Origin of the sequence: Streptococcus sp. cx1 (assembly GCF_052384325.1) — a bacterium.
In the GTDB taxonomy this organism is placed as follows: Bacteria; Bacillota; Bacilli; order Lactobacillales; family Streptococcaceae; genus Streptococcus; species Streptococcus salivarius_G.
In genome coordinates this window covers 521160-539494 of record NZ_JBQSUN010000001.1, presented here as the reverse complement: position 1 = coordinate 539494, position 18335 = coordinate 521160, and the positions used below count along the sequence as shown (strand labels likewise).

Sequence of the window (18335 nt, the reverse complement as noted above, 5' to 3'; positions counted from 1 at the left end):
CAAAATTGACCTATTAAGACAAGCGTTCTTCTTTAACGTAATCAATAGGTAACCATTCTAAGTAGGCTTCTAGTTGTTTTTCCCAATAGTACCACTCATGTCTTCCATGGTCTGTGCTGTAGTCAATGTCTAAACCAAGGGCCTTCAAATCAGCTACTGCCTTATCTTGAGAATCAAAAAGGAAATCCTCAAGGCCACACCAGGCAAAGAATTTGGTTTTCTTGTCATGTTGTTTGGCTAGGTTAACCAATTTGTGCTGCTCAATGTCTTTTCCTTCCAAATCGCCAAAGACACCTTGCCAGTATTCCTTAGACTCACTCGTTTCATCTGTAATCATCTCTACTGATAATCCAAGGGCACCAGAGAAGGAACCCGCACAAGCAAAGTTATTTGTCGTTAAGGCTAGTTTGAAAGAACCATAGCCACCCATAGAAAGTCCAGCGATAAAGGTCTTTTCACGCTTCTTAGTCATACTAGGGAAGAAACGTTGCATGACTTGAGGAAGCTCCTTAGCAATGGCATCGTAATACTTAACCCCGTAATTGGTATTTGTATACCAGCCATTTTCAGAGTTAGGCATAATAACAATGAGATTAGTCTTACGAAGGAGACGCTGAATATTGGTACGGAAGGCCCAAGAATTATGATTGCCCCCCATGCCATGAAGGAGATAGAGAACTGGGATATCCGTATCACTTTCCCTTTCAGCAATCTGATCGCGATCTGGATAGATGACATCCACTTGGCGGTATTGTCCTAGAACATCTGATGAGTATTCAATTTGAAAAAAAGCCATTTGTATTTTCCTTTCTTAATGTTAGAAAAGCTGGGACGCCCCAGCTTCTGCTTTAAGAAGAAAATCTTGTCGAGATTTACCTCTATTTCGATGAATGCAAGCAAGACGCTCACACCCTTATTGTAACATCAATGATTAACGTACTTCCATGACTACCGGAAGAATCGCTGGGCGACGTTTAGTTTGGTCAAAGAGGAACTTAGCTACATCGTCTCGGACAGCCCCTTTAAGTTCACCCCAATCGAAGCTGTCTCCTGCCAAGTAATTTTCAACGGTAGCATTGACAATGTCAGCAGCCTCACGTAGAATGTCACGGCTCTTCTTAACATAGACGAATCCACGTGTGTTCACACGCGCCTTAGAAACAATCTTGCGCTCCTTCTTGTTAACCGTGATGGCTACGATAAAGATACCATCTTCAGACAAGACCTTACGGTCACGAAGGACGATATTCCCAACATCACCAATGGCATTACCGTCGATCATCACATCACCAGCTGGAACAGCGCCTTCATGAAGGAAACCTTGATCTTCAGACAAGTGCATGATATCACCGCGTTTAACGATATAAATATTTTCTGGAAGAATACCAACTTCCAAGGCTAACTCTGCATGTGCTTGAAGGTCACGGTACTCCCCTTGAATAGGGAAGAGATACTGTGGACGAAGGAGGTTAATCATCAATTGAAGTTCGCGAGCATTGGCATGTCCAGAAACACGAAGGCTCTGAGTAATCATCTTAACAGTTCCACCAGCTTTATAGATAGCGTTGTTGACACGTGCCACTACGGCTTCCTTAGCAATGCTTGGAGTTGTTACGATATAAACCAAATCTCCATCCTTGATTTGAACGTAACGGTGACGACCAACAGCCATCTTTTGAAGGCCATCGATTGGTTCACCCATACGACCATTTTCGAGGATAATTAACTCGTGGTCTTCGAACTTGTTCATGTCTTTTGGTTTGACAATAAGTTTCTCATGCTCCACAGTCAATTTTTTGAGACGAATGGCTGTGCGGACAATATTTTCTACGTCAAAACCAGTAAGAACAACACGACGTCCGTGATCAGCAGCTGAATCGAAGACTTGTTGAATACGTACCAAGTTTGAGGCAACTGCAGCAACAATAACACGTCCTTCTGCATCAGCAATAACTTGGTCAATTTCTTGGCCAACTTCTGCTTCAGAAGCTGTTTGTTCAGTACTTGTCGCATTTGCTGAGTCTGACAAGAGGGCCAAAACACCTTCACGTCCGATTTCAGCCAAACGACCTAAATCAGTTTTGTAGTAAGGACGGGCAGCTTGGTCAAACTTGAAGTCCCCAGTATAGACAATATTGCCTTGGTCAGTGCCAAGAACAATCCCCATTGATTCTGGAATAGAGTGCGTTGTCTTGAAGAATGAGACTTCAGCATCCTCAAATTCAATTTCAGTTTCTGCGTCAATAACATGGAAATTATTGAATTTCTTAACGCCAGCATTCTTGACAAAAAGTTTAGCTAACTCGATTGTGAGGGATGATCCAAAGACTGGTGCTTTGACTTCTTGCAAGATATAAGGTAGGGCGCCAATGGCATCGGCGTGTCCGTGAGTTAAGAAAATCCCTTGGATACGATCTCTATTTTCAATCAAGTAATCTAAGTTAGGGATGACAAAGTCAACACCAAGTTGTTCATTTTCAGGATACTTTAGACCAGCATCCAAGATAAAGATAGAGTCGTTAATCTCAACAATATAGAGGTTCTTTGCATTTTCACGTACTCCACCTAGGGCAATAATTTTAATATCGCTCATGCTTGTTTTTCTCCTTTTTAGTTTGACTCTCTTCTAGAGCCTATTTTTACAGACGGTCCAAGAAGCTGAACGTTCGTGCGAACAGTCTCCTTGTCGATTTACAGGCCACAACAAAAAGTTGCATACCCTTTAAGTATACAACTTTTTGGCTTATTTTACAATTTAGAGTCAGACTAGGCTTACTCAAACATAGCGTAGTAGTCTGTGATATCCAATTGACCTTTTTCTTCCTTGGTAAGATCTTTAATGATTTGACCATCCTTCATAACAATCAGACGATTGCCATATTTTAGGGCATCTTCCATGTGGTGGGTAATCATCAAGGCTGTTAGATGGTCACCTGTTACAAACTCATCAGTCAACTCCATGAGGGCTACACTGGTCTTGGGATCCAGGGCTGCGGTGTGCTCATCTAAGAGCAAGAGCTCAGGACGTTTAAGTGTCGCCATCAACAGACTGAGAGCCTGACGCTGACCACCTGAAAGGAGACCTGCTGGTGTATCTAAGTGTTTTTCTAAACCATTACTGATACGTTCGATCAGACCTTGAAATTCCTCTGTGTAGAGATGAATTTGGCGTGATTTAAGCCCTCGTTTTTCACCACGGTATTTGGCAATCAAGAGGTTTTCTGCAACAGTCATACGAGGAGCTGTCCCCATTTTAGGATCTTGGAAGACTCGTGAGAGGTACTTAGCACGCTTCTCAGCAGGGAGAGCCGTAACATCTTCACCCATGATGAAAATCTGACCACTGGTCAACATGAGTGTCCCTGCAATGACGTTGAAGAGGGTTGATTTTCCGGCACCATTTCCACCGAGAATGGTAATAAAGTCACCTTCTCTAATGGTAAGATTAACATGGTCCAGGATTGTTTTTTCGGTGTCAAAACCGTTATTGACCTTAACAGTCGCATCTTTGAGTTCTACAATAGCTGTCATCGTGATAAGGTCACCCCCTTAAAGAATTTTCGACGTAGGACAGGCGAAATCAAGCAAATAGCCAGAACAATCGCACTAAAGAGTTTGAGGTAGTTCGTGTTAAAGCCAAGAGCGATAACTGCTGTCAAAAGGAACTGATAGAGGATTGAACCAATACAGATGGCAATCAAACGTTCCAACAGAGTCAAGTTAGTCGCATAGAGGACCTCACCAATGATGATGCTGGCAAGACCGATGACGATAACCCCAATCCCTTTAGAAACGTCGGCATAACCGTCCTGTTGGCTAATCAAGGCTCCAGAGAGGGCAATAATACCGTTTGAGATAACAAGACCCATCACTTCCATATTGTCTGTGTTGATACCAAAAGATTTGGCCATGTCTCTATTATCACCTGTGGCAATATAAGCTTGACCTAGGCGCGTGTTAAGAAAGGCAATCAAGGCAGTGATAACAATGGTCACAGCAATGAGACCAACAATCAAGAGGTTGTAGTCCTTGCTGAAAGGAAGCAAATCTTGGATAGTCTTAATATCAAGAAGTCCTAGGTTGGCCCTTCCCATAATCATAAGCATGACTGAGTTAAGAGAGGTCATGACCAAAATCCCTGCCAAAATAGTAGGAATCTCTCCCTTAGTATAGAGGAGACCAGTCACAAGTCCAGCACCACAGCCGGCCAAGACAGCAACCAAGGTTGCTAAAATTGGGTTCCAACCAAAGTTCATAAGGGTTACTGCTACTGCCCCACCAAGAGGGAAGGAACCTTCTGTTGTCAAATCAGGAAAATCCAAGATACGGAAAGTCATGTAAATCCCAAGACCTAGGATTCCGTATAGAAGCCCCTGATAAATAGATGAAATAATCATAAGTCCTCCTTATTTATCAGCCTTAACAGCGATATCTGACTGTTTAAGCACATCGTCAGGGATGGTGATGTTGAGGTCTTGAGCAACTTTAAGGTTAAGCGTTGGAGTGCCATCATCGATAACATCTACAGGAACATCCTTAACTTTCTTACCTTTAAGAACCTTAACGGCACTACGAGCTGTAGCCTTTCCAAGTTCATATTGGCTTTGAGCAACTGAAGCCAAACCGCCTTCTTTCACCATCGTATCAACTGTCGTATAAACTGGAATCTTAGCTTGGTTGGCTGATGAGATTACTGTTGAAAAGGCTGAAGCAATCGTATTATCTTGAGGCGTCCAGATGGCATCTACCTTACCAGTCATGACTGACATGGTTGTATTGATTTCATTGGTTGATGGTACAGCGTACTCGACCACATTCAGGCCATCTTTTTCAGCGTATTTCTTAAAGCTTTCAACCTGTGATTTGGAATTATCCTCACTTGAAGCATAGAGAATACCAATCGTTTTGGCATTTGGTGTCAGTGATTTGACCAATTCTACTGTCTGCTTGATTGGCACTTGGTTAGAGGTACCAGTGACATTGCCTTCCGGATGCTTGAGATCCTTAACCAATTTGGCTCCAACAGGGTCTGAGATAGCCCCCATGATGACTGGAATATCCTTGGTAGCTGCCGCTAGCCCCTGTGCTGCTGGTGTGGCAATACCGATAACAACATCGTTCTTGTCATTAACCAATTGTTTAGACATGGTTTGAATTTTAGACTGGTCTCCTTCGGCATTTAGGAGGGTGATTTTAACCTTGTCCCCCTTATAACCAGCTTCCTTAAGGCCATCCTCAATTCCCTTCTCGATTTGATCCAGGGCGTCGTGAGTCACGAACTGGAGGATCCCTACTTTGACGACCTTATTGGCATCTTGGTGTTCTTTTTTGAAAAGATCTGTACCAATAGAACCGAGCGTCAAGATAGCTAAGAAAACCAAAGTCCAAATTAAACGCTTGTTTTTCATATGTTTCTCCTTCTATAAATTCTTCCTTTCTATTGTAAGTCATTTTCAGTCAATTAGCAATATTCTTAATTTATAAAAATTACACTGCTCAAAGAAAAAGAACCAGAACAAGATCTCTGATTCTTTTCCCTTATTATTACTGATATTGTGTCAAGTCTAGCTTCATAATATAAAAGTAAAGGTCACCATATTGTCCTTTGTAGCCAATATCATGTCCGTTTATTGTCACCTTAGTGACTGGCGTTGAATCTGCTAAGGCAATCCAACAAGCTTGCTGGGCTCTGACAAATTCATTGTAATCTTCAAAGGAAGTGTGTTTTTCTTGCTTGGCAGTATTTAAATAAGTTACTTCAATCATCGAGGGACCTCCTTATAATCCTTTACCTAAGGTCTAGATTACGCTTCCTAGAGAGCAAAGTCAATCATGACGACTTAAAAAATCACAGTCTGGGCCATACAAATAGACCCCATGGCAAATACCATGAGGTCTATTTTAATTGGAATCTGGATTCTTAAGGTCCTATACGACCGTTAAATCATTTTACTGTTTACGTCGTTTTCCGGCAAAGAGTCCAAATCCTGCTAGAAGACTCGCCAAACCGACGATTGCAAGGTCTGAATCCTCGCTACCAGTTTCTGGAAGTTGAGCTGTCTTATCAGTTGGATTGATAAAGCGTGCTTCTTCTTTCGTTTCTGGAAGGACCGGAGCCTTAGGCTCTTCTGTTTGTGGAGCTGGCTGTGGCTCTGGTGTCGGAGTTGTATCCGGCACAGGTGTTGGAGTCACAATTTGTTTGTAGATGTGTTGAGTATTACCATTTTCATCTACAACTGTCTTCACAAATTCATAACCTGGGATGTCTTTCTTAGGTTGTTGGCCATCTTCGGTTGGATAACCAGGGATTGGAGTACCATTTTCATCTACATATGATGTTGTTACTTGCTCATAGACATGCTCGATATCACCATTAGGTAATTTCTTAGTTTCTACGAAGCGGTAACCTGGGATCTCAACTTTTGGCTGTTCACCATCAACTGTAGGATATCCTGGGATTTCCTTACCTTCTTTATCGACAAACTTAGTGATTGGAAGAACAGTTGGTGTGTAGGTAGCTGAAGCCTTAGTTCCGTTAACATCTTCACGAACAACGGTTACTGCTGGGGCAGTTCCTGTAAATTCAGGTTCTGGTGTGAAGGTTACAGTTCCATCTGCAGCTACTGTGTAAGTACCAACACCTGAAATCGTCTTGGTAGTTGAACCATCTTCAAAGGTAGCTGGAACTTGGTTATTCATTGGTACACGGCTATCGCCTTCAGTGAAGCTTGGCTTACCTGTTTGCGTTTGACCCTTATTACCAATTGAAGTAACTGATTCTGCAGTTGGTGTTACTGGTGTAACGGTTGGTGTGTAGGTTGCTGTAATAGCTGTACCATTCTTATCAACACGTTTCACTGTTACGCCTGTACCTGTTCCTGTGAATGCTTTTTCTGGAACAAAGGTTACTGTTCCGTCTGGAGAAACGGTGTAAGTTCCTTCACCTGGAATAACTTTAGTTGTTGAACCATCGTCAAATGTAGCTGGTACATCATCATCCATTGGCACACTTGGGTTACCAGACATGAAGCTTGGTTTACCTGTTTGCGTTTGACCTTGGATGTCTGTTGATGTTGCTGGGGCAGCAGTTGGAGTTACTGGTGTCACAGTTGGTGTGTACTTAGCTGTGATCTCAGTACCGTTCTTATCAACACGTTTAACCGTTACGCCTGAAGCAGTTCCAGTGAATGATTTTTCTGGAACGAAAGTTACGGTTCCATCTGGAGAAACAGTGTATGTTCCTTCACCATCTACTGTCTTAGTCGTTGAGCCATCTTCGAAAGTAGCTGGAGTATCTTCATCGATTGGAACATTTGGATTTCCTTCGGTGAAGCTTGGTTTACCTGTTTGTGTTGCACCTTGGATATCTGTTGATGTCGCATCTTCAGATGTTGGAGCGACTGGAGTAATCTTAGGTGTGTATGTTGTTTCTACTGTTGTTCCATTTGTATCATCTGCTTGAACTTTAACTGGGACAACATCACCTGAATAAGATTTATCCGTTGGTGTGAAGGTTACGACACCTGTGTCTTTATCAACGGTGAAGGTACCAATAATATTGCCCGCTGGTGATTTCGCAAACACCGCCACTGCTGGTTGGCCATTTTCATCAAGAAGGGTAATAGTATCTTTGTCAATTGGAGCAACTGAATCACCCTCAGTAAAGGTTACAGTTCCCGTCTGAACTACTCCTTGAGGTCCTGTTGATTCTGCCGGTGTTGCAGTCGGTGTGACTGAAGTTACGGTTGGTGTGTAAGTCGCTGAAGCCTTAGTACCATTTACATCTTCACGAACAACAGTCACTGCTGGTGCAGTTCCGACGAATGATTTTTCTGGAACAAAGGTTACAGTTCCGTCCGCTGCTACTGTGTATGTACCGACACCGTCAACTGTCTTAGTCGTTGTGCCATCTTCGAAGGTTGCTGGAACATCATCGTTCATTGGTACACGGCTGTCACCTTCAGTAAATTCAGGCTTACCTGTTTGAGTTTGACCTTGTTTACCTGTTGATGTTGTTGGTTCAGCAGTTGGTGTAACTGGAGTTACAGTTGGTGTGTATGTTGCAGTAACTGGAGTACCGTTCTTATCAACACGTTTCACGGTTACACCTGTACCTGTTCCTGTGAATGATTTTTCTGGTACGAAGGTTACTGTTCCGTCTGGAGCAACTGTGTAAGTTCCTTCGCCTGGAATGGTCTTCGTAGTTGTTCCATCTTCAAAGGTTGCTGGAACATCATCATCCATTGGGATTGCAGGGTTACCAGGTTTGAAGCTTGGTGTACCTGTTTGAGTTTTACCTTGGATATCTGTAGATGTTGCAGGGTCAGCAGTTGGTACAACCGGAGTAATCTTAGGTGTGTAGGTTGTTTCAGCAACAGTTCCGTTTGTGTCTTTGGCTTGAACTTTAACTGGAACGACTTCACCTGAGTATGATTTATCAGTTGGTGTGAAGGTTACAACACCAGTTTCTTTATCAACTGTGAAGGTACCGATCACATCACCTGTTGGTGATTTCGCATCTACTGATGCTGCTGGTTGGCCATTTTCATCAAGAAGAGTAATGGTATCTTTGTCGATTGGCGCAACTGGATCACCTTCTGTGAAGGTTACAGTTCCAGTTTGAACCACACCTTGAGGGGCTTCTGATTCAGCTGGAGTTGCTGTAGGAGTTACTGGAGTTACAGTTGGTGTGTACTTAGCTGTAACTGGTGTACCATTCTTATCAACACGTTTCACAGTTACGCCTGTACCTGTTCCTGTGAATGATTTTTCTGGAACAAATGTTACGGTTCCGTCTGGAGCAACAGTGTAAGTTCCTTCACCTGGAATGTTCTTGGTTGTTGAGCCATCTTCAAATGTTGCAGGTGTATCATCATCCATTGGAACATTTGGATTACCTGGTGTGAAGGTTGGTGTACCTGTTTGCGTTTGACCTTGTTTGTCAGTAGATGTTGTATCTTCTGCAGTTGGTGTTACCGGTGTTACAGTTGGTGTGTAGGTTGCAGAAGCTTTTGTTCCGTTCTTATCTTCGCGGACAACTGTCACTGCTGGTGCAGTTCCGACGAATGATTTCTCAGGAACGAAAGTAACTGTTCCGTCTGAAGCTACTGTGTAAGTACCAACTCCCTCAACTGTCTTAGTTGTTGAACCATCATCGAAGGTTGCAGGAACATCATCGTTCATTGGTACACGGCTATCGCCTGCAGTAAATTCAGGTTTACCAGTTTGAGTTGCACCTTGGATATCAGTTGTTTCAGCTGGTGCAGTTGTCGGAGTTACTGGTGTCACAGTTGGTGTGTACTTAGCTGTGATTTCAGTACCGTTCTTATCAACACGTTTAACCGTTACGCCTGAAGCAGTTCCAGTGAATGATTTTTCTGGAACGAAGGTTACGGTTCCATCTGGAGAAACAGTGTAAGTTCCTTCGCCATCTACTGTCTTAGTGGTTGAACCATCTTCGAAGGTAGCTGGAGTATCTTCATCGATTGGAACATTTGGATTTCCTTCGGTGAAGGTTGGTTTACCAGATTGTGTTTGACCTTGAATATCTGTCGATGTAGCATCTTCAGAAGTTGGGACAACCGGAGTAATCTTCGGTGTATAAGTTGTTTCAACTGTAGTTCCATTTGTATCAGCTGCTTGAACCTTAACCGGAACAACATCACCTGAGTATGATTTATCCGTTGGTGTGAAGGTAACAACACCTGTTTCTTTGTCAACTGTGAAGGTACCGATTACATCACCAGCTGGTGATTTCGCCTCTACTGAAGCAGCTGGTTGACCAGATTCATCAAGAAGAGTAATAGAATCCTTGTTAATTGGAGCTACTTCATCACCTTCAGTGAAGGTTACTGTTCCAGTTTGCACCAAACCTTGAGGACCAGTTGATTCTGCTGGTGTTGCAGTTGGAATTACTGGTGTTACAGTTGGTGTGTACTTAGCTGAAGCCTTAGTGCCATTCATATCTTCACGGACAACTGTCACGGCTGGTGCTTCGCCAGTGAATGATTTCTCAGGAACAAAGGTTACTGTTCCGTCTGCGGCTACTGTGTAAGTACCAACGCCATCTACTGTCTTGGTTGTTGAACCATCATCAAAAGTAGCTGGAACGTCATCATTCATTGGCACACGGCTGTTGCCTTCAGTAAATTTAGGCTTACCTGTTTGGGTTTGTCCTTGTTTACCTGTTGATGTTGAATCTTCCGCAGTCGGAGTTACTGGTGTCACAGTTGGTGTGTATTTAGCTGTGATTTCAGTACCGTTCTTATCAACACGTTTAACCGTTACGCCTGAACCAGTTCCAGTGAATGATTTTTCTGGGACGAAGGTTACGGTTCCATCTGGAGAAACAGTGTATGTTCCTTCACCATCTACTGTCTTAGTCGTTGAGCCATCTTCGAAAGTAGCAGGTGTATCTTCGTCGATTGGAACATTTGGATTACCTTCTGTGAAGGTTGGTTTACCTGTTTGAGTGGCACCTTGGATATCAGTCGATGTTGCATCTTCGGAAGTTGGAACAACCGGAGTAATCTTCGGTGTGTATGTTGTTTCAACTGTAGTTCCATTTGCATCAGCTGCTTGAACCTTAACCGGAACAACATCACCTGAGTAAGATTTATCCGTTGGTGTGAAGGTCACAACACCAGTTTCTTTATCAACTGTGAAGGTACCGATCACATCACCTGCTGGTGATTTCGCTTCTACTGATGCTGCAGGTTGACCATTTTCATCAAGAAGAGTAATGGTATCCTTGTCGATTGATGCAACTGGGTCACCTTCAGTAAAGGTTACAGTTCCAGTTTGAACCAAACCTTGAGGTCCAGTAGATTCAGCTGGTGTTGCAGTTGGTGTAACAGGAGTTACAGTTGGTGTGTAAGCTGCAGAGGCTTTGGTTCCATTCTTATCTTCACGAACAACCGTTACGGCTGGTGCTTTACCTGTGAATGATTTCTCAGGAACAAAGGTTACTGTTCCGTCTGCGGCTACTGTGTAGGTACCAACGCCATCTACTGTCTTAGTTGTTGAGCCATCGTCGAAAGTAGCTGGAACGTCATCGTTCATTGGCACACGGCTGTCGCCTTCAGTAAATACAGGCTTACCTGTTTGGGTTTGACCTTGCTTACCTGTTGTTTCAACCGGTGTTGCAGTTGGTGTGACTGGTGTAACAGTTGGTGTGTAGGTTGCAGAAGCCTTAGTGCCATTCTTATCTTCACGGACAACTGTCACGGCTGGTGCTTCACCAGTGAATGATTTTTCAGGGACAAAAGTTACAGTTCCATCAGCTGCTACTGTGTAAGTACCAACGCCGTCAACTGTCTTAGTTGTTGAGCCATCGTCAAATGTGGCTGGAACATCATCGTTCATTGGCACACGGCTATCGCCTTCAGTGAATACAGGTTTGCCAGTTTGAGTTGCACCTTGGATATCAGTTGTTTCAGCTGGTGCAGCTGTCGGAGTTACTGGTGTCACAGTTGGTGTGTACTTAGCTGTAATTTCAGTACCATTCTTATCAACACGTTTAACCGTTACGCCTGAAGCAGTTCCAGTGAATGATTTTTCAGGGACGAAGGTTACGGTTCCATCTGGAGAAACAGTGTAAGTTCCTTCGCCATCTACTGTCTTAGTGGTTGAACCATCGTCAAAGGTAGCTGGAGTATCTTCATCGATTGGTACATTTGGATCACCTTCAGTAAAGGTTGGTTTACCAGATTGTGTTTGACCTTGGATATCAGTCGATGTAGCATCTTCAGAAGTTGGAACAACTGGAGTAATCTTCGGTGTATAAGTTGTTTCAACTGTTGTTCCATTTGTATCAGCTGCTTGAACCTTAACTGGGACAACATCACCTGAATAAGATTTATCTGTTGGTGTGAAAGTCACAACACCTGTTTCTTTATCAACAGTGAAGGTACCAATCACATCACCTGCTGGTGATTTCGCTTCTACTGATGCTGCAGGTTGACCATTTTCATCAAGAAGTGTAATCGAATCCTTGTTAATTGGAGCTACTTCATCACCTTCAGTGAAAGTTACAGTTCCAGTTTGAACTAGACCTTGAGGTCCAGTAGATTCAGCTGGTGTTGCTGTCGGTGTGACAGGAGTTACAGTTGGTGTGTAAGTTGCAGAAGCTTTGGTTCCATTCTTATCTTCACGAACAACTGTTACAGCTGGTGCAGTTCCAGTAAATGATTTCTCAGGAACAAAGGTTACAGTTCCGTCCGCTGCTACTGTGTAAGTACCAACGCCATCTACTGTCTTAGTAGTTGAACCATCATCGAAGGTTGCTGGAACGTCATCGTTCATTGGCACACGGCTGTTGCCTTCAGTAAATTCAGGCTTACCTGTTTGAGTTTGACCTTGTTTACCAGTAGATGTTGTATCTTCCGCAGTCGGTGTTACTGGTGTCACAGTTGGTGTGTAAGTCGCTGAAGCTTTGGTTCCGTTCTTATCTTCACGAACAACAGTTACAGCTGGTGCTGTTCCAGTAAATGATTTCTCTGGGACGAAAGTTACGGTTCCGTCTGCTGCTACTGTGTATGTACCAACGCCATCAACTGTCTTGGTAGTCGAGCCATCATCAAATGTTGCTGGAACATCTTCATTGATTTCTACTGTTTTCTCAACGCCATCAACTGTTACTGTTCCACCCTTGAATTCAGGTTTACCTGTTTGAGTAGCACCTTGAATATCAGTTGTTTCAGCTGGTGTAGCTGTTGGGGTTACTGGAACAATTTCAGGTGTGTAGGTTGTATCCACCTTGATGCCGTTTGAGCTTTCAGCTTGAACCTTAACAGGCGTTACTTTACCTGTGTAAGATTTGTCAGTTGGTGTGAAGGTCACTTGTCCAGTTGCTGGATCAATTGAGTACGTACCGATTTCAGTTGTACCATCTTCAGCAAAGGCTGGCGTAGTCGCCACTTCATTACCATCTTTGTCCAAAAGTGTGTAGCTATTATCTTTGATTGTAATAGCTTTATCTTGACCATTTACTTGAACAGTTGCACCTTCAAAGGTTGGTGTTCCAGTTTGTGTCGCACCTTGGATATCTTTAGATGTAGCTGGTTTAGCTGTTGGAACAGCTGCTACAACAGTTGGTGTATAAGTTGCATCAGATGTGATGGTTGCAGTCTTACCGTCAGCATTGGTAATAGTCGCAGTTGCCTGAACTGTTACACCTGTTGCAGTACCTACAAAGTCTTTTTCAGGTGTGAAGGTAACCGCTCCAGTCGTTGGATCAATCGTATATGTTCCTTCACCTGCTACTGTTACAGTAGTTTCATCAGTCGGTTGACCAGTTGCTGGATCCACCAATTTCTTGCTTGTGATTTCAGCAGTCTTATCGTTACTCAAATCAAAGGTCGGTGTTTGTGTTTGAGGAACATTTTGAACATCCTCAGATACCTTGTCTGTAGGAGTAATTGTAATTGGTGTTACTGATGGTGTGTAAGTCGCTGAAGCTTTAGTACCATTCATGTCTTCACGAACGACTGTAACTGCTGGGGCTGTTCCTGTAAAGCTTGGTTCTGGAACAAATGTCACAGTTCCGTCTGCTGCTACTGTGTAGGTACCGACACCATCAACTGTCTTAGTTGTTGAGCCATCGTCAAATGTTGCGGCAACATCATCATTCATCGGCACACGGCTGTTACCCTCAGTAAATACAGGCTTACCTGTTTGAGTGGCACCTTGAACATCTGTTGATTCAGCTGGAGCTGCAGTTGGCGTTACCGGAGTCACAGTTGGTGTGTAAGTCGCTGAAGCTTTAGTACCGTTCATGTCTTCACGAACGACTGTGACTGCTGGTGCTGTGCCTGTAAATGATTTCTCAGGAACAAATGTCACAGTTCCGTCTGCTGCTACTGTGTAAGTACCAACGCCGTCAACTGTCTTAGTTGTTGAACCATCGTCGAAGGTTGCTGGAACAGCTTCATTGATAGCCACTGTTTTCTCAACACCATCAACAGTTACTGTTCCACCCTTGAATTCAGGTTTACCTGTTTGAGTGGCACCTTGGATATCTGTTGTTTCAGCTGGTGTTGCTGTCGGCGTTACCGGTACGATTTCAGGCGTGTAGGTTGTATCTACCTTAATACCGTTTGAACTTTCAGCTTGAACCTTGGCTGGTGTTACCACACCTGTGTATGATTTATCTGTCGGTGTGAAAGTGACTCGACCTGTAGCTGAATCGATTGAATATGTACCAATTTCAGTTGTACCATCAGCAGCATAAGCTGGTGTGCTTGTCACTTCATTGCCATCATTATCCAAAAGTGTGTAGCTATTATCTTTAATGGTAATAGCTTTATCTTCACCATTTACTTGAACAGTTGTTCCTGCAAAGGTTGGTGTACCTGTTTGAGTCGCACCTTGGATATCTTTTGAAGTTGCAGGGCTTGCTGTTGGAACAGCTGCTACAACAGTTGGTGTATAAGTTGCATCAGATGTGATAGTTGCAGTCTTACCGTTCGCATTTGTAATTGTAGCAGTTGCCTGCACAGTTACTCCTGCTGCAGTACCAACAAAGTCTTTCTCAGGTGTGAACGTAACTGCTCCAGTCGTTGGATCAATTGTATATGTTCCTTCACCTGCTACTGTCACAGTAGTTTCATCAGTCGGTTGACCAGTCGCTGGATCGACCAGTTTTTTACTTGTAATTTTTGCAGTCTTGTCACTACTCAAATCAAAGGTTGGTGTTTGGGTTTGAGGAACGTTTTGAACATCCGCAGAAACCTTGTCTGTAGGAGTCACTGTGATAGGTGTTACAGTTGGTGTGTACTTAGCTGTTGCTGTCTTAACAGCATCAGCTGACACATCTCCATCTTTATCGTAACCAACCCCTGCAGTAAGTGAAACAGTTACACCAGTAGCTGTTCCAGTAAAGCTTGGTTCTGGAGTGAAAGTCACTTGACCAGTTGTAGGATTGATTGTATATGTTCCTTCACCTGCTACTGTTACAGATGAATCATCAGTCACTTGACCAGTAGCTGGATCCACTAATTTTGCAGGGTAAGTAAGACTAGGTGTGATAGAAATCTTTTCACCATTCGAGTTCGTAACTGTTGTATTAAAGGTAGGAGTTTCAGTTTGAGTTGCTCCTTGAACATCCGTTGATGTTTTATCAACCCCTTCAATATTACTTGGTGTAACAGTTGGAATATAGAGACCATCCATGGTATTTAAAACAGTATCTACGTTAGCTTCGTCAGCTGGGAATTTTGTTGACCAGCCAGTATCATAGCCATTGCTGTCTGTACGACGGATAGAGATGCCATCAGCTGTTCCAAGGAAGTGATCTTCTGGAATGAATTCCACATCCACGTCTGTACCATTACCAGTAATCTTGTATTTACCTTGACCAGGGACTACATAATAACCTTCAGAATCTAAAGTAGCTTTGTTACCATTTGAATCAACGATGTATGGTTCTACTGTTTCATCAATTTTAGCTGACTCAGTTCGGCTATATTTTTGCAAACCACGAGCAGTAAAGGCTACAGTAGCGGTTTGCTTAGCACCTTGAACCCCAGTGGTTTCTTTAAACTCCCCTTTTGGTGGATGGGTGATTTGAGTCTTGAAGTCCTCCACTTCCCCAGATAAGGCCATACCAGTTGGGCTTTCGATTTCTTTTGCATTCTTAGCAATACGGATTCGAACTCCTAATTCATTAACACTTGGGTCAATGTAGGTTTTGCTATTAGCAAATGTTAATTGAACCGTACCATCTTTGGTAATGGTTGCTAGATTCGAACGCTCATCTTCATCAAAGGTTCCATTTTGGTTAAAGTCTATCCAACCGTAGATATAAGCTTCTGAAGCTCCATCTGTATGGGCTTCTATTGACAGCTTGTAGTTACCTGGGCGTGTACGATCCATCTTGATCATCTCATTGGTTGTACCTTTAAGCTCATCTGGAAGCAATTGGTCAATTCCTTCATCGGCCGTAGTTGCCTTATCATCACCGAACCAGTCAAGAACGGTATTCTCATCCATATCTGGGCTCACATTACCAATATATGGTTGATTTACTTTAGCACCAGTTACACCATCTACAGTTGCAATGGTATGCATAGCTTTTCCGTATGACTCAGGAGCGTCCCCTTCATCAATTGGGAAGAATCCTAGCATTGCTGACTGTTTACCACCTGAAGCGACATAAAGCCCCACTTCAGAGGCACCACGCGTCATAACGATTGGAACAGTATAATTACCTTCAGAAATGTTTGGTCCAAAGATACCGGTTCCTAGACCACCTGTAACTTGGTCTGGATTTCCAAAATACTTCCAAGCTACTGGTTTCTTTTCTGGCCCAACTTGAGTAGATCTACGAAGTTGGTTTAAGTTGGTATTATTAAATTTAGGATTAGGTCCAAAAAGATTTTCAGTATCTTGTGGTGAATATGTTACAGAAGTAGTTGGTCTGGTAAACTTTTTCCATTCTCCAATATGCTGCCAACCTTCTCCATTGGTAGTAAACATAACTAATTCACCTGGGTTAGCAGACTCCCCATCAGCCATAACAATAGCTGGCTTAACTGTCTTACCACGGAAGGTTGCAGAGATTTCAAACTGAACTCCAATATTTCCACCATTCAAAGCTGAACTTATGGTAGTCTTCTTGGTTTTCGTATCAATATTCTCAAATCTGATTTCAGTCCAATTATTTTGGGCATCAGCAACGATTTTGGCCTCTTCACCATTGTTAAAAGCTTGCCTAGCAGCATTTGAAGTGACTCCACTTACATAACCATTTTTTGCATTTGGATCATAGGTTGCTTTTTCAGCTTCTGTAGCCCCTTGATTTTCCATCCGTTTCTTATAGATTTCAGTCGCTTGGAAAGGTTTCAAGGATTTGACTTTTACAGTAACTACATAACCAGGCATAATTTCCTTGGTATAGGTAGACCCAACTTGAAGAGCCAATTTTTCTTCTAAGTTCTCAGTTGGTTTAACTTCACTTTTAGGAACTAGTACTGTAGTAGTTCCTGTCCAGTTAGCTACATCTCCAAAGTCCAACCATGAGATTTGGCTAGCCATAGATTTGGCATCAACATTTGTTGTAAAGCCTGGTTTTTCAACTTTTGGAGTTGAAGTTGCATCTTCAACATCATCCCCAATCAAGCTTTCGTCATTAGGATCACCTAATGCACGACGTGTACGACGTCGACCAGAAGTTTCTGCTGTTACAACAGGTTGCTCTACAGCAGACGCTTCGGCTCCACTTGAAAGAGCATTCGTTGTAGAAGCTTCTGCTTGAACGTCCACACCTTGTGCTTCAGATGCTGTTTCTGAAGCAGGTGTCTCAGATGATGCTGATGTAACAGAGGCTGTCGTTGAAACTCCCGTAGTATTGCCTACACTTGTAGAGCCAGCAACACTAGTGGTAGATGCTGCAGTAGTTGCTGACGTTGACGAAGCTGCTTGAGATGTTGTCTCACTAGAAGCTTGTGTTGTAGACGTTTCAGAAGTAGCTGCGCTAGCATTTGAAACGGTTTGAGACTGACTATTAGTCTCAGAACTTGATAAGAAATTTGCGACTTCCGTCGAAGCTTGAGCAGCAACAGCATTCTGAGAAGATGTCTCATCACTCACTGTAGAAGTAGTGCTAGCTACATCTCCTGCTTGGACTTGGTTAGCTGTTTCATCGGCAGATACTTGACTAGCAGTACCAACCATAACCAGAGTTCCAAGAAGAACGGAGCAAACCCCTACATTCAGCTTACGAATCGAAAATCGACTTATACGATCATTAAATAAATCTTTACCCACTTTGGTAATCCTCCACACTTATACTATTAAGTATCTCACCCCTCAATGAGATTAAAAGTATTTAAAAATACTAATCGTTAAATATTTTAACAAAATTCCTAATATTTGTGAAAAGAAATGCTCTTATTTTCAATTTTTTTATAAGGTTCACTTAAAAATAATCATGTAATCAGTAGAATGATTATAAATATCACTATTTTTATAAACGTTTTAATTAATAATTTTATAATTATTTATTTTTAGAATTGTCAGTAAAAAGAAACTTATGATTTTATTTTTTTCAAAAATCGATTTTCAAAATTAATAATTCATTAGAACTTTTAAATTAGTAAGTCATTATTGAAATTAAAATGGTTTGTTATCAACTCAGTCCTTCTAAAAATTATAGCTTATAACCATCTTAACTATAGTTTAGAAGCCTATTTAACGACATTTTTTATCCTGTTGTTTTCAAGAAAAGCAAAATTTCTTTGAAAAGATAATTTCCCTCTTCTCTTAATACCTTCTAAGCCATATGACACTTAGAACTAAATCTGTTGAAAATACAAACCAAATCAGCCATCTTGCTT

7 protein-coding genes are annotated in these 18335 nt (G+C 42.4%); all 7 read right to left on the bottom strand.

The genetic code is table 11. The annotated features are described in order from the left end of the window. Positions 1-13 precede the first annotated feature (13 nt). Positions 14-796, bottom strand: coding sequence for an alpha/beta hydrolase (locus tag ACT170_RS02535; protein WP_073687280.1), 783 nt, complete (start codon positions 794-796; stop codon positions 14-16). Positions 797-931: 135 nt separating this feature from the next. Next, positions 932-2593 (bottom strand): ribonuclease J, encoded by a 1662-nt coding sequence (locus ACT170_RS02530; RefSeq protein WP_045768839.1) that lies wholly within the window; start codon positions 2591-2593, stop codon positions 932-934. Positions 2594-2772: 179 nt separating this feature from the next. Continuing rightward, positions 2773-3531, bottom strand: coding sequence for an ABC transporter ATP-binding protein (locus tag ACT170_RS02525; RefSeq protein ID WP_002883503.1), 759 nt, complete (start codon positions 3529-3531; stop codon positions 2773-2775). Then, positions 3528-4397, bottom strand: a complete 870-nt coding sequence (locus tag ACT170_RS02520) for an ABC transporter permease (RefSeq protein WP_002883493.1) — start codon at positions 4395-4397, stop codon at positions 3528-3530. The genes ACT170_RS02525 and ACT170_RS02520 overlap by 4 nt, the downstream gene beginning before the upstream one ends. A gap of 9 nt (positions 4398-4406) precedes the next feature. Next, entirely contained in the window at positions 4407-5408 is a 1002-nt protein-coding gene (trpX, locus tag ACT170_RS02515; RefSeq protein ID WP_013990710.1) for a tryptophan ABC transporter substrate-binding protein, read from the bottom strand. Positions 5409-5544: 136 nt separating this feature from the next. After that, positions 5545-5766 (bottom strand): DUF4649 family protein, encoded by a 222-nt coding sequence (locus ACT170_RS02510; RefSeq protein WP_155211895.1) that lies wholly within the window; start codon positions 5764-5766, stop codon positions 5545-5547. Positions 5767-5949: 183 nt separating this feature from the next. Continuing rightward, positions 5950-17766, bottom strand: a complete 11817-nt coding sequence (locus tag ACT170_RS02505; RefSeq protein ID WP_444817991.1) for a GEVED domain-containing protein — start codon at positions 17764-17766, stop codon at positions 5950-5952. Positions 17767-18335 lie beyond the last annotated feature (569 nt).

Bases quoted from the DNA above. Each gene is read 5' to 3' on its own strand.
- ACT170_RS02535 (WP_073687280.1), bottom strand. From the start codon at position 796: ATGGCTTTTTTTCAAATTGAATACTCATCAGATGTTCTAGGACAATAC.
- ACT170_RS02530 (WP_045768839.1), bottom strand. From the start codon at position 2,593: ATGAGCGATATTAAAATTATTGCCCTAGGTGGAGTACGTGAAAATGCA.
- ACT170_RS02525 (WP_002883503.1), bottom strand. From the start codon at position 3,531: ATGACAGCTATTGTAGAACTCAAAGATGCGACTGTTAAGGTCAATAAC.
- ACT170_RS02520 (WP_002883493.1), bottom strand. From the start codon at position 4,397: ATGATTATTTCATCTATTTATCAGGGGCTTCTATACGGAATCCTAGGT.
- trpX (WP_013990710.1), bottom strand. From the start codon at position 5,408: ATGAAAAACAAGCGTTTAATTTGGACTTTGGTTTTCTTAGCTATCTTG.
- ACT170_RS02510 (WP_155211895.1), bottom strand. From the start codon at position 5,766: ATGATTGAAGTAACTTATTTAAATACTGCCAAGCAAGAAAAACACACT.